This is a genomic window from Streptomyces sp. SBT349 (assembly GCF_001083795.1).
Lineage (GTDB): Bacteria > Actinomycetota > Actinomycetes > Streptomycetales > Streptomycetaceae > Streptomyces.
The window spans coordinates 1-12,578 of sequence record NZ_LAVK01000227.1 but is presented as its reverse complement, the minus strand read 5'-3'; the positions used below and the strand labels follow the sequence as shown (position 1 = coordinate 12,578).

At 73.6% G+C, this 12,578-nt stretch carries 13 protein-coding genes; 3 read left to right on the top strand and 10 right to left on the bottom strand.

All coding sequences use genetic code 11. The annotated features are described in order from the left end of the window. Nucleotides 1-323: 323 nt before the first annotated feature. Nucleotides 324-1,130, bottom strand: a complete 807-nt coding sequence (locus ADY01_RS24155; protein WP_049577593.1) for a phytanoyl-CoA dioxygenase family protein — start codon at nucleotides 1,128-1,130, stop codon at nucleotides 324-326. Between the two features lie 95 nt (nucleotides 1,131-1,225). Here ADY01_RS24155 and ADY01_RS24150 point away from each other — a divergent pair, with 95 nt between their 5' ends. Beyond that, nucleotides 1,226-2,134: a helix-turn-helix domain-containing protein gene (locus ADY01_RS24150; RefSeq protein ID WP_234320380.1), complete on the top strand. Its 909-nt coding sequence runs from the start codon at nucleotides 1,226-1,228 to the stop codon at nucleotides 2,132-2,134. Here the strand turns inward: ADY01_RS24150 and ADY01_RS24145 are convergent. From ADY01_RS24145 to ADY01_RS24120, 6 genes are read right to left on the bottom strand one after another with little or no spacing between them, the layout of a single operon-like run. Next, nucleotides 2,127-2,924: an urease accessory protein UreD gene (locus ADY01_RS24145; protein ID WP_078900556.1), complete on the bottom strand. Its 798-nt coding sequence runs from the start codon at nucleotides 2,922-2,924 to the stop codon at nucleotides 2,127-2,129. The genes ADY01_RS24150 and ADY01_RS24145 overlap by 8 nt on opposite strands. After that, a complete protein-coding gene (gene ureG / locus ADY01_RS24140; RefSeq protein ID WP_049577583.1) occupies nucleotides 2,921-3,619 on the bottom strand; it encodes an urease accessory protein UreG in 699 nt (232 codons plus the stop codon). Before ureG ends, ADY01_RS24145 begins: the two co-directional genes overlap by 4 nt. 13 nt (nucleotides 3,620-3,632) lie before the next feature. Beyond that, nucleotides 3,633-4,310: an urease accessory protein UreF gene (locus ADY01_RS24135; RefSeq protein ID WP_049577579.1), complete on the bottom strand. Its 678-nt coding sequence runs from the start codon at nucleotides 4,308-4,310 to the stop codon at nucleotides 3,633-3,635. Next, nucleotides 4,310-6,031 (bottom strand): urease subunit alpha, encoded by a 1,722-nt coding sequence (locus ADY01_RS24130; protein ID WP_049577577.1) that lies wholly within the window; start codon nucleotides 6,029-6,031, stop codon nucleotides 4,310-4,312. The genes ADY01_RS24135 and ADY01_RS24130 overlap by 1 nt, the downstream gene beginning before the upstream one ends. A gap of 57 nt (nucleotides 6,032-6,088) precedes the next feature. Further along, entirely contained in the window at nucleotides 6,089-6,394 is a 306-nt protein-coding gene (locus ADY01_RS24125) for an urease subunit beta (protein ID WP_049577574.1), read from the bottom strand. 28 nt (nucleotides 6,395-6,422) lie between these two features. Beyond that, nucleotides 6,423-6,725 (bottom strand): urease subunit gamma, encoded by a 303-nt coding sequence (locus tag ADY01_RS24120; protein ID WP_049577572.1) that lies wholly within the window; start codon nucleotides 6,723-6,725, stop codon nucleotides 6,423-6,425. A gap of 207 nt (nucleotides 6,726-6,932) precedes the next feature. On the opposite strand from ADY01_RS24120, the gene ADY01_RS24115 reads away from it, so the two are divergent. Next, nucleotides 6,933-7,955, top strand: coding sequence for an aspartate-semialdehyde dehydrogenase (locus ADY01_RS24115; protein ID WP_049577569.1), 1,023 nt, complete (start codon nucleotides 6,933-6,935; stop codon nucleotides 7,953-7,955). 129 nt (nucleotides 7,956-8,084) lie between these two features. On the opposite strand, the gene ADY01_RS24110 is transcribed toward ADY01_RS24115, so the two are convergent. Beyond that, nucleotides 8,085-9,161 (bottom strand): S1 family peptidase, encoded by a 1,077-nt coding sequence (locus tag ADY01_RS24110; protein WP_049577567.1) that lies wholly within the window; start codon nucleotides 9,159-9,161, stop codon nucleotides 8,085-8,087. A 388-nt stretch (nucleotides 9,162-9,549) separates the two neighbouring features. After that, nucleotides 9,550-10,467, bottom strand: a complete 918-nt coding sequence (locus ADY01_RS24105) for a S1 family peptidase (protein WP_049577566.1) — start codon at nucleotides 10,465-10,467, stop codon at nucleotides 9,550-9,552. A 365-nt stretch (nucleotides 10,468-10,832) separates the two neighbouring features. On the opposite strand from ADY01_RS24105, the gene ADY01_RS24100 reads away from it, so the two are divergent. Beyond that, nucleotides 10,833-11,276: a cell division protein SepF gene (locus ADY01_RS24100; protein WP_049577564.1), complete on the top strand. Its 444-nt coding sequence runs from the start codon at nucleotides 10,833-10,835 to the stop codon at nucleotides 11,274-11,276. A 30-nt stretch (nucleotides 11,277-11,306) separates the two neighbouring features. Here ADY01_RS24100 and ADY01_RS24095 read toward each other — a convergent pair whose 3' ends face one another. Continuing rightward, nucleotides 11,307-12,524 carry a glycosyltransferase family 39 protein gene (locus tag ADY01_RS24095; RefSeq protein ID WP_049577563.1) on the bottom strand — a complete coding sequence of 406 codons (1,218 nt, stop codon included), beginning with the start codon at nucleotides 12,522-12,524 and terminating at the stop codon, nucleotides 11,307-11,309. Between the last annotated feature and the right edge of the window lie 54 nt (nucleotides 12,525-12,578).

Here is a 12,578-nt window from a genome sequence, read left to right as displayed (position 1 = left end):
CGCGTGACTGGTCCGCGCGCTCCACCAGCACCAAGTGCGCTGAACAACCAAAAGGGGGCCCGACCCCCCGGGCCGGGAGGGCGTCGCCCCCCGTGGCCCGCAGGAACCGCGGACCCCACGCGGTTGGAGAGGCTTTGGGCGGGAGCTGCGTTGGGGCGAGAGATCGGGGGCCCTTACGCTGGCCGGCGGATCGGGCCCCTGGGCCCCACCGCGTTTTCCCCGATCGGGCCCCCGATCTTGGAGGCTCGCCCCAACGTGGCTGCCTAAAGCATCGGAAACCGCCCCAGCCACAAACGGCCACACCGCCAAGCCACCCGCAGGGATCAGTGTGGGCCCGCCTCGAATTCCGTGCCGCAGGGGCCCGCCCCCTCGCTCTCGGCCAGCGGCACGCTGTCCCCACTCATCGACAGACACTGGTACCAGTGCCCGATCCGCTCCGTCGACCGCCCGACGTAGTGCCCGATGAACGAGCGCCGGAAGCGGTCGGCCGTCGCGTTCGGCTGCGAGCCGTGCACCAGGCTGCCGTTGAAGAACAGGACGTCACCCGGCGCCATGTCGACCGGCACGGCGGAGAGCCCCGGCGGCGGCGGCACGTACTCCCGCACGAACGACAGTTCCGGATCCGCCTCCTCGGGACAGAACAGATCCATCGCGTGCGTGCCGGGAACGACCTCGAGACCGCCGTTCTCCCGGTCGATCTCGTCGCACGCCACCCACGCCGCCACACACGTCCCCGGCTCGACCCGCAGGTAGAAGTTGTCCTGGTGCAGCGCCTGCCCCCGCGCCCCGGGCGGCTTGAAGTAGAACATGCTCTGCGCCGCCAGCACCTCCTCCCCCAGCAGCTTCTCCAGGATCTCCCGCAGCCGCGCGTCCATCAGGGTCCGCATCGCCAGCTCGTTGATCCGGTGGGGGTGCATCACCCGCGGATAGCTGTGCAGCGGGTCCGCCGGTCCCTCGCTCTCGCGCCCCCGCGGCTCGAAGTGGCCGGGTATCGGCCCCGCCGCGTGCATCGCCATGAACTCCCCGCGCAGCGCCTCGATCTCCGCCGCGTCGAACAGGCCGCGCACCACCAGGAAGCCCTGCTCCTCGAATTGCGCGACACTGTCGTCGATGGCCGTGCTCACTGTCATCGCCCGCTCCTTCCGGTTGGCTCTCCGTCGGGCCGTCTCCCTGCGACGCTAAGCCCGGCCGTACCCGTGTGGGGATGCCCATGAACGCTGCCGACATGCCTGAAGCTGCTGCCCCGCCCCCCGGCCTCGTGACCGTGGGGTACTTCGACGAACGCCCCGGCTACACGGTTCGCCGCCCGCGCGGCGCGGACAGCTGGCTGTTCACCTGGACGGCCGCGGGCGGTGGGCTGCTGCGCCAGGGCGGCGCCGAGGCCGCCGCGGACCCCGGCGACCTCGTGGTGCTCGGCCCCGGCGTGCCGCACCAGTACGCGGTGGCCGAGGGCGCGGAGCGCTGGGCGTTCTGGTGGGTGCACTGCCAGGCCAGGCCCGCGTGGGGCGCCTGGCTGCGGCCCTACCGGCGCGGCGGCCGGTGCTACGCCGTCACGCCCGTGGCCGCCCCGGTCAGGGACCGGATCGCGGGCGCGTTCCGCCGGATGCACGCCGACGCCAGGTGGTCGGGCCACGCGGCGCCCCCCGCGCCCGACCCCAACCCCGACCCGGCGCGGCAGGCGGGCCCGGAGCCGAGCAGGGTCGCGGTGGCGCACTCCGCCGCGGCCCGGGAGCTGGCGCTCGGCGCCCTGGAGGAGGCGGTGCTGCTCGCCACCGTCACCGCGGCGGCGGCCGGCCGGGCGGCGGACACGGGAACGGACCCCAGGGTGCGGCGGGCCGAGGCGCTGATGGCGGCCGATCCCGGGGCCCCGCACACCGTCGACTCGCTGGCGGCGCAGGTGGCGCTGTCGCCCTCGCGGCTGGCGCACCTCTTCTCGGAGCAACTCGGCCACACCCCGATGCGGGCCCTGCGCGACGCCCGTCTGCGGCACGCCGCGCGCCTGCTGGAGGCAACCGACCTCCCGGTGTCGGCGGTGGCGACGGCCTCGGGCTTCGCCAGCCCGTTCCACTTCAGCCGCATCTTCCGCGACCGCTACGGCCTGCCCCCCGGCGCCTACCGCGGCGGACTCAGGTGACGCCGAGCGCCGCCGCGCCCCGGTCGAGCAGGCGGCGCAGCTCCAGGGCGTCGGAGGCGACCGCCGTGACCAGGGCCGCGGGGCCCACGAGAGGGGTCAGGGCGGCGGTGTCGCCGAGCGGCCTCGCCTCCGGCGGCCCGTCGGCGAGCGCGGGGTCCACCACGAGCAGCTGCCCGACCGCCCGGTGACCACCGAGCACGGCGCCGCCGTCCCAGCCCGGCGCGCCGGGGCCGCAGGCCAGCTCCTGGTCGAGCAGCGCCCGCCCCGCCCGGTGGACCACCAGGCGCGCGGTGAGGGCGCCCGGCTCCTCCCCGGACCGTCCGAGCACCTGCTGTTCGCGCAGCACGAGACGGGCCGTGGCGGCGAGGGCGACCCGGGTGGTCATCCGCAGCGCGCTGCCCTGGGCGGAGATCAACGGCTCGGGCAGCCAGCGCAGTTCGCCGCCCTCGCCGACCGTGAGCTCCGTGTCGTAGGCGGCGGGCTCGCGGGCGCCCTGGCCCGGCAGGGCGAGGGTGGCGGCGGCCGAGGTGACGCGGAGCGCGGCGCCCGGCTCCACCGCACAGGTCAGCCGCAGCCGGTCGCCCGTGAGCGGAGCGCTCATCGCGCCGACGATCGTGACCTGCGCGTACGGGCCCTCCGCGCGGGTGCGGCGCAGCGCGATCGGCCCGTCCCCGCGCAGCACGGGCAGCACGCCCCCGGGGGCCGCGGTGATCCGCGCGTGGGCCGTCACCCCCGCCGGCGCGTCTCCCGGCGCGCGCACCCCGACGTCCGCCGCCGCGCCCGCCGTCACGCGCCTGCCCGCGCCGCGGGCGCGAGGCGCCAGGCGTCGAGGCGCTCCCCCACCCAGTCGGCGACGGGCCGGATGCCGTCCGGCGCGGTGAGCGAGGTGAACGCCACGGGCAGGTCGCCGCGTTGGGCCTCGGCGTCGCGGGCCATGGCGTCGAGGTCGGAGCCGACGTAGGGGGCGAGGTCGGTCTTGTTGATCACCAGCAGGTCGGCCGTGGTCACGCCGGGGCCGCCCTTGCGGGGGATGTCGTCCCCGGCGGCCACGTCGATGACGAAGACCTGCGCGTCGACCAGGCCGGTCGAGAAGGTGGCGGTGAGGTTGTCGCCGCCGGACTCGACCAGGATCAGGTCGAGCGGCCCCGTCCTGTCCTCCAGTTCCTCAACCGCCTCCAGGTTGGCGGAGATGTCGTCGCGGATCGCGGTGTGCGGGCAGGCCCCGGTCTCCACGGCGGTGATGCGGTCGGCGGGGAGCACGGCGTTGCGCAGCAGGAAGTCGGCGTCCTCGCGCGTGTAGATGTCGTTGGTGACGACGGCGATGGACAGCCGTGCGCGCAGCGCCCGGCAGAGGGCGGCGACGGTGGCGGTCTTCCCCGAGCCGACGGGTCCGCCCAGGCCGATCCGCAGGGCCCGGCGGGTGCCGTCGGGTCTGAGGGTGAAGCTGTGCCGCTGGGGATAGGTCTCGGGGTGGTCCTGGTGCACGGGCGGTGTCCCTTCAGGAGGCGAAGAGGCGCACGGGCCAGCCCGCGTGCGCCTCCGCGGCGATGTCGAGGAGCGGCGCCGAGGCGGCGGGCAGCGCGTCGGTGCCCCGGGCGGCGACGGCCGCGCCCGCCGCGGTGGCGAGGTCCGCGACGCGGTCGAGGTCGCCGGTGAGGCGGGCGAGGACCGCGGTGGCGTCGAAGGGGTCGAGGCTGAGCAGCCGGACGGTGGCGGTGGCGGGCCCGCTCACCGCCTCGTAGGCCGCCGCCGCCGCGGCGTCGCGCGGGGCGAGCCCGGCGGCGCGGGCGGCCAGGCCGAGGACGACGGGCTGGTGGAGGCCGCCGGGGTGGGCGCCGGCCAGGGCGTCGAGCTCGGGTGAGGGCCAGGTGGCGCGGGTGGCGCGCATCAGCTGCCTGCCGAGCCTGCGCGCGGTGGCCCGCAGGGCGGGCGAGGGGGTGCGGGCGTCGGCGGCGGCGTCCAGCGCGCCGGGGTCGGCCGCACCGCCGCAGGCCGCCGCGGCGAGGGCGGCGGCGACCAGGCCGCTGGTGTGCAGGCGGCCCCGGCAGAACGCCGCCAGCGAGACGGGGCCCGTGATGCGCCCGGCGCGGACGGCGGCCTCCGCGCCCCCGGAGTGGGCGTGCGCCCCGGCGGGGAACCGGCCGTCCGCGAGCAGCAGCAGCGCCGCGGCACCCATCAGAAGAGGAAGTACCGCTGCGCGAGCGGCAGTTCGGCGGCGGGTTCGGGAACGACGGGCTCTCCGTCGATGGTCACGGTGAAGCTGTCCGGGTCGACGGTGACCCGCGGGCGGGCGTCGTTGAGCCGCATGTCGGCCTTGGTGACGGCCCGGGTGGACTCGATCGCGGTGAACCGCTTTCCCAGGCCCAGCCGCTCCGGCAGGCCGTCCTCGATGGCCAGCGAGGTGACGAAGTTCAGCGAGTTCGAGGCGGGTGCCCTGCAGAACGCGCCGAACATCGGGCGGGGCAGCACCGGTTGCGGCGTGGGGATGGAGGCGTTGGCATCCCCCATCTGGGCGTACGCGATCTGGCCGCCCTTGATCACCAGCAGCGGCTTGACGCCGAAGAACGCGGGTTCCCACAGCACCAGGTCGGCGAGCTTGCCCGGCTCGACCGACCCGATCTCGCGGTCCAGGCCCTGGGCCAGCGCGGGGTTGATCGTGTACTTGGCGACATAGCGACGCGCCCTGAGGTTGTCCGCCGCGCCGTCGCCCGGCAGCGCGCCCCTGCGCCGCTTCATCACGTGGGCGGTCTGCCAGGTGCGCGTGATCACCTCGCCGGCGCGGCCCATGGCCTGGGAGTCGGAGGAGATGATCGAGATGGCGCCCAGGTCGTGCAGCACGTCCTCGGCGGCGATGGTCGAGGGCCTGATCCTGGACTCGGCGAACGCCAGGTCCTCGGGGACGGCCGGGTTGAGGTGGTGGCAGACCATCAGCATGTCGAGGTGCTCCTCGACGGTGTTGACGGTGTGCGGCCGGGTCGGGTTGGTGGAGCTGGGCAGCACGTTCGGCTCGGAGACGACGGTGATGATGTCGGGCGCGTGGCCGCCGCCCGCGCCCTCCGTGTGGTACGCGTGGATCGACCGGCCGCGGATGGCGGCCAGGGTGTCGGCGACGAAGCCCGCCTCGTTCAGCGTGTCCGTGTGGATGGCCAGCTGGGCGCCGCTCTCGTCGCACACCGTGAGGGCCGCGTCGATGGCGGCGGGGGTCGCACCCCAGTCCTCGTGGATCTTCAGGCCCGCGGCACCCCCCCGAAGCTGGCTGAAAAGCGCCTCCCGGGAGACCGTGTTCCCCTTGCCCAGGAGCCCGAGGTTGACGGGGTGGCCGTCCAGCGCCTCCAGCATCCGTGCCAGGTGCCAGGGGCCGGGCGTCACGGTCGTGGCCTTGGACCCCTCGGCGGGGCCCGTTCCGCCGCCGACGATCGTGGTGATTCCGCTGCCCAGGGCCACGTCGGCGATGCCGGGGGTGATGAGGTGGACGTGGGCGTCGACGCCACCCGCGGTGAGGATGCGGCCGTTGCCCGCGATGATCTCGGTCTCGGGCCCTATCACCAGGCCGGGGTGGACGCCGTCCATGGTGTCCGGGTTCCCGGCCTTGCCCAGGGCGGTGATCCGCCCGTCACGGATGCCGATGTCGGCCTTGACGACGCCGGTGTGGTCGAGCACGATCGCGCCGGTGATCACGGTGTCGGGGGCACCCTCGGCGCGAGGGACGCGGGACTGGCCCATCGACTCGCGGATGACCTTGCCGCCGCCGAAGACCGCCTCGTCCCCGGCGCGGCCGGGGCCGCCCGCCAGGTCCTCCTCGATCTCGATCAGCAGGTCGGTGTCGGCCAGCCGCACCCGGTCCCCGGTGGTCGGCCCGTACAGATCGGCGTAACGGGCCCGGCTCAGCTCAGCCATGCGCGCCTCCTCGGTCGTCAGGTCGCGGCCGGTCGGCGGTGCGGGCGGGTGCGTCGCTCACAGCGCGCCCCCCGTCTCCCCGCGCAGCCCCGGAACGATCCGGTGCCCGGCCAGTTCCACGAGCTCCACCTCGACGGGGACGCCCGGCTCGAATCGCACGGCTGTGCCCGCCGCGATCGCCAGGCGCCTGCCGCGGGCCGCCGCCCGGTCGAAGTCCAGGCCCGGGTTGGCCTCGGCGAAGTGGTAGTGCGAGCCGACCTGAACGGGCCGGTCCGCGGTGTTGCGCACGGTGAGCCGCGTCACGTCGGCACCCTCGTTGAGCGGCACGGGCGCGGCGGCGAACAGGAACTCTCCGGGAATCACGGGCGGCCTCTCCTCGGTGTTCTCGGCCTCAGGCGATGGGCTCATGGACGGTGACCAGCTTGGTGCCGTCCGGAAAGGTGGCCTCCACCTGCACGTCCGGGATCATCTCGGGCACCCCCTCCATCACCTCGGCCCGCGCCAGGACCTGCCGGCCCGATTCCATCAACTCGGCCACGGCGCGCCCGTCGCGGGCGCCCTCCAGGATGTGGGCGGTGATCAGGGCGACCGCCTCGGGGTGATTGAGGCGCAGCCCGCGGGCGCGCCGGCGGTCGGCCACGTCCGCCGCCACATGGATCAGCAATCGCTCCTGCTCGCGCGGGGTCAGCTGCACGCGTTGCCACCTCACCGTCTTGTCGGCGGTACCGCCAGGCCAGGAGGTTAGTTCGACCTCGTTACGGCGGCGTTACTTTCATTCAGAAGTATCAACGGCAACCGGCTCACCGCGTGTGACCAGCGTCAAAGAATTGGCTGTCGTTGCCCCGGACGGTGCAGGGTAGGAGCGACGGACGACAGGGAAGCGGCTGATGTGAGGAGCCTCATGAAGATCGGGATCGTCGGAGCCACCGGGCAGGTCGGTGGCGTGATGCGGCAGGTGCTGGCCGAGCGGAAGTTCCCGGTCGACCAGCTGCGGCTGTTCGCCTCGGCCAGGTCGGCGGGGAGCACGCTGCCGTGGCAGGACCGCCCGATCACGGTCGAGGACGCCGCCACGGCCGACTACTCGGGTCTCGACATCGTGCTGTTCTCCGCGGGCAAGGGCACCTCCAAGGCGCTGGCCGAGAAGGTCGCCTCCGCCGGGGCCGTGGTCATCGACAACTCGTCCGCCTGGCGGATGGACCCGGGCGTCCCGCTGGTGGTCTCCGAGGTCAACCCGCACGCCGCGGCCCGGCGCCCCAAGGGCATCATCGCCAACCCGAACTGCACCACGATGGCCGCCATGCCCGTGCTCCGCCCGCTGCACGCCGAGGCGGGGCTGACCGCGCTGGTGGTGGCCACGTACCAGGCGGTCTCCGGCAGTGGCCTGGCCGGGGTGGCCGAGCTGGACCAGCAGGCCCGCGACGCCGTCGGCCAGGACGTCGCGCGGCTGGCGTTCGACGGCACGGCGATCGACTTCCCGGCCCCCGACGTCTACGCCAGGCCCATCGCGTTCAACGTGCTCCCGCTGGCCGGCTCCCTCGTGGACGACGGCTCGGAGGAGACCGACGAGGAGCAGAAGCTCCGCAACGAGAGCCGCAAGATCCTGGAGATCCCCGGGCTCGCCGTCTCCAGCACCTGTGTGCGCGTCCCCGTCTTCACCGGGCACTCGCTCCAGATCCACGCCCGCTTCGAGCGGCCGGTCACTCCCGAGCGGGCCAGGGAGCTGCTGGCGGACGCCGAGGGCGTCGAGCTCTCCGACATCCCCACCCCGCTCCAGGCCGCGGGCCGGGACGCCAGCTATGTGGGGCGCGTCCGCCGCGACGAGACGGTGGAGAACGGGCTGGCCCTGTTCGTCTCGAACGACAACCTGCGCAAGGGCGCGGCGCTCAACACGGTGCAGATTGCCGAGCTGATCGCCGCCGAGTGAACCGGGCGAACCGAGTGGGCCGGACGAGCCGAGCACACGACGGTGCGACGGCGCGGCGGGGGGGGGGGGGGGGGGGCCCGCCCCCCCCCCCCCCCCCCGCCTCACTTCTTCCCTACCGGGCCGCCGTCCTTACGGAAGCGACGCGCCGGTGGCCGCCAGGGCGTCCACCACCGGGTAGAAGAACGTGGTGCCACCGCTGGAGCAGTTGCCACTGCCGCCCGAGGTGATGCCCAGTGCCGTGCTGCCCGCGAAGAGCGAGCCGCCACTGTCGCCGGGCTCGGCGCACACGGTCGTCTCGATGGTGCCGTTGACCGTGCCCTGCGGGTAGCTGACGGAGACGTCGACGCCCGTGACCTCGCCGCCGTGGAGCCCGGTGGTGCTGCCGCTGCGCTGCACCTCCTGGCCGACGGTGGCCTCGCCCGCGCCGCTGATGCTCTGCGTCGAGCCGTTGTACAGGTTGACCGCGCTCGGGTTGTCGACGCTCGCGGTGTACTCGACCAGCGCGTAGTCGGCGCCGGGGAACTCGCCCGCCGTCATCGTGCCGATCTCGCCGCCGCCGGAGGAGTCCGACCAGCCGCTGCCGACCGAACCGCAGTGCCCCGCGGTCAGGAAGGCGGGCGCGCCGCCGGCCGACACGTTGAACCCGAGCGAGCAGCGGGCGCCCGACGAGTAGATGGCGTCGCCGCCGGCGATGAACGGCTGGAACTCGCCGGCACGCTGCTCCAGGGTCGCGGCGCCGTCGAACGCCTCGACCGCGTCACGGATCTCGGCCAGCTCACCGCCGGTGACCGTGCTGTCCACGGCGACCTTGACCGTGTTGGTGACCGGGTCGGTCGACCAGGAGGTGCCGGGGACGGCGAACTCCTCGACCTGCGCCCTGATGTCGTCGAGCTCGGCCAGGCTGCGGTCGACCAGCCGGGCCGTCGCGCCCGCCTCCTCGACGGCCTCGGCCGTGGCCTCGTCCACGACGTTCACCACGAGGGTGTCCTTCGCGGAGTCGTAGTAGGTGCCCGCGGCTTCGGCGCCGAGCCGCTCGGTGAGAGTGGTGGCCAGCTCGCCGGCCTGGGCCGAGGAGAGGACGTCCGGCACCACTGAGGGTGTGGGGTTCGCGTTCGCCTGCGAGACGGCGAACGTTCCGGCGAGCAGCGCTGCCACTCCTGTGGCCGCGGCAGCGAGCCGCCGGTATGAGGTACGTCGGTGTGTCACGCTCGTTTCCTCCTGTGGGGGTTGGAGCCCGTCGGCTCCGGAGAGCATGGACTCTGGCCAACTTTGCGTCGGTCACGTCCATGCCAAGCGGTGCAGGCGAGTATTCCCAGCCCACCCCGGATCGCGCAAGACCGAGAACTTGCCCCAGACATACGAACACACCGGACGGGGTTATGCGCGTAAACCATCCAGAAGACTTCGAGTTTTCCTGCCGGGAGTCCACAGGATGGTCACGTTGTCGGCTTCGGAGTTCATCTCTTGTGGGTGTGAGGCCCGATGGCGACGATGACTAGACCTGTCCGGAAATCGGTACCCCACATGGCACTGCCCCCGCCCGTGGTACGGGCGGGGGCAGTTGGGACGCCCGAGGCGTCACCGTGGAGGAGGGTTACAGCACGCTGACGCTGTAGGCGTTCGCGGCCTCGACGATCGGCTGGTAGAACGTCGTTCCGCCGACGCTGCAGTTGCCGCTGCCGCCGGAGGTCAGACCGTAGCCGACGTTGTTGAAGAAGAACGGGCCACCGCTGTCGCCGGGTTCGGCGCAGGCGTTGGTCCTGGTCAGACCGGAGACGATGTCGCCGCCGCCGTAGTTGACGGTCTGGTTGAGAGCCTGGACCGTGCCGCTGCGCAGGCCGGTGGTGCTACCGCTGCGCTGCACCTGCTGGCCGACGCCCGCGTTGGCGAAGCTGCTGATGTCACGCGTGGAGCCGTTGTACAGGTTCACGACGCCCGGACGCGCGACCGAGCTGTCGTAGCGCACGATCCCGTAGTCGTTCCCGGGGAAGCTGGAGCCCGTGGTCGGGCCGATGTACGTGCTCAGCGAGGAGTTCGCGTACCAGTCGGGGAAGCCGTCGGTGCAGTGGCCCGCGGTGATGAAGTAGTCGGTGCTCCCGCCGCGGACGTTGAACCCGGCGGAGCAGCGCCAGCCCGCGTCGGCGTAGATGGCGTCACCCCCCGCGATGTAGCGCTGGAGCGTGCCATGGGTCCGCTCGATGGTCAGCGCGTCGGCGAGGCCACCGGCGCTTGCCTCGATCCGCGCGATCTCCGCGGTCGTCACGGTCTCGTCCACGGTCACGATGACGCTGTTGGTCGCCTTGTCGACACCCCACGAGGTGCCGCCGATGTCCGCCGCGAGCACCGCGTCGCTCACCGAGGAGAGCTGCGCGGAGCTGAAGGACTGGACGGGCTCGGCCTGGGCGGAGTTCGGCAGGACGAACGCCGCGATGGCCACCAGACCCGAGGCCGCCGCAGTCAGGCCGAGGCGTCGTGAGAAGCGTCTGTGGGGGTTGGTGCGCTTCATACTCACTCTTCTTCCTCCAGAAGGAACCAGGGTCCGTTGGGTAGCGGACCCAGCAGGCATGGCCAGAGGCTCGCTGTACGACATGCCCCTGACAAGCGCTGCCGGAATCCTTCCCATCGTCAGCCCCGTTGCCAAGAACGCCTTTCGGCCACGGCGGACACGGGGCGTGTCACCCACTTGGCGGCGCGTGGCCAACTTACTCTCCGTCAGCGCCCCGTCACCGCAACGCCGCTGATGGAGGGCCACATCGTATGCACCAGAACCGTTACGAAACCCGGTAGAAGCGGCTATCCACTTGGCGCATTGTCCGCGTCATGGTCGACCATAGGAACGCGAACGGGTATGGACCGCGTAGCAGAGAGGAGGCGTCCATGGGATCGGTACGCAAGGCGAGCGCCTGGCTTGGCCTCGTCGACGACCGCGACATGCGTGACTACGACGATGAGTACGCCGAGGGTCCCGAGCCGGGCGACAACGCGACGCCGTGGACCACCGACCCCCGGCTCCGGCTGGCGGCCGAGGCCACTGAGGACCAGGGCGGCCGCATCGCCACCGTCACCCCGGGCAGCTTCCGGGACGCCCGCCGGATCGGCGAGCTGTTCCGCGACGGCATCCCGGTCGTCATCAACCTGACGGTGCTCGAGGCCGCCGACGCCAAGCGCGTCGTCGACTTCGCCGCCGGCCTCATCTTCGGCCTGCGCGGTGACATCGAGCGCGTCGCCACCCGGGTGTTCCTGCTGACACCGGCCGACTACCAGGTCGTCACCGCCGCCGACCGTCACGGCGCGGAGAACGGCTTCTACAACCAGAGCTGACCCGGCCCGGGGCCTGCCCCGCCGCCCCGCTCAGGGCGGCCCCGAGCCGGTCAGCCAGACGGCCCCGTACACCGCGGCGCCGATCGCCGCCGCGCCCACCGTCAGAGCGGCGGCGGGCCACCGCGCCCTGGCCAGGGCGACCGCGGCCGGGATCAGCAACGGGAACGCGGGAAGCAGCAGCCGCGGCTTGGAGCCGAAGTAGCCGGCGGCGCAGACCGCGAGCAGGACGAGCACGCCCCCGTACACCAGCAGGGGCAGCGGCAGGGACGGGCGCAGGCGCACGCACAGCACGCAGACCCAGGCCAGCAGCGCGACCCCGGCGAGAAGCCCGACCCCCGTCGGCGGCGCGGACCCGGTGAGCTTCTCCCCGATGAACCGGGCGAACGCCCACCCCCCGTCGAACCCGTTGCCCCATCCCTCCTGGACCTCCAGGTAGCCCAGCGGCTCCCCGGTCTCCCCGGCCACCCAGAGCACGTAGGCGAGCCAGCCGAGCGGCGCGAGCAGCACGCCGACGACGGCCCCGCGGGGTATGCGTGGACCGGCCGCCTCCCGCGTCCCCGCCTCGTCCCGGCCCGAGAGCCACGCCGCCCCGGCCGCGGCGGCCACGGCGGCGCCCACCGCGAGGCCGGCCGGGCGGGTCAGCCCGGAGGCGGCCGACAGCACGCCCGCCCAGACCCAGCGGCCGGTGAGGAGGGCATAGAGCGACCAGGCCGCCAGGGCGGTGAACAGCGACTCGGTGTACGCCATCGACTGCACGATCCCGACCGGAACCGCGGCCCACAGCAGGGCGAGCAGGATCCCGGCCCTGCGGCCGTGGAGCAGGTCGCCGATGGCGAACAGCCCCCAGGCCGCGGCGAGCGAGGCGAGGGCGCTGATCACCAGGCCGGCCTGGTTCACCGTGAGGGGCGTGAGGGCGGAGCCGAGGCGCTCCAGCGCGGGCAGCAGCGGGAAGAAGGCCAGGTCCGAGTGGATGCCGCCGTCCTCCGCGACGACCGTGCGGCCGTACCCGTGCTCGGCGATGCTCGCGTACCACACGGAGTCCCAGCGCTGGGAGAGCAGCCGGGCCGCGCCCTTCTCCTCGGCCGGGTCCCACAGCGCGAGGACCACCACGCCGAGCAGCCGGACGGCCGCGTAGCCGAGCAGGGCGGGGGCCGCCCGGCGGGCGAACGCCGCCACGCCCGGGAAGCCGGCCCGGCCTCCCGGCCCTGGGGCGTGGGGCGGGACGTCCGTTCCGGCGAGATCGGTCACGGGCACGATTATTCGCGATGGCGCCGCGCCGCGTGGAACGGGCACCTCACGCCC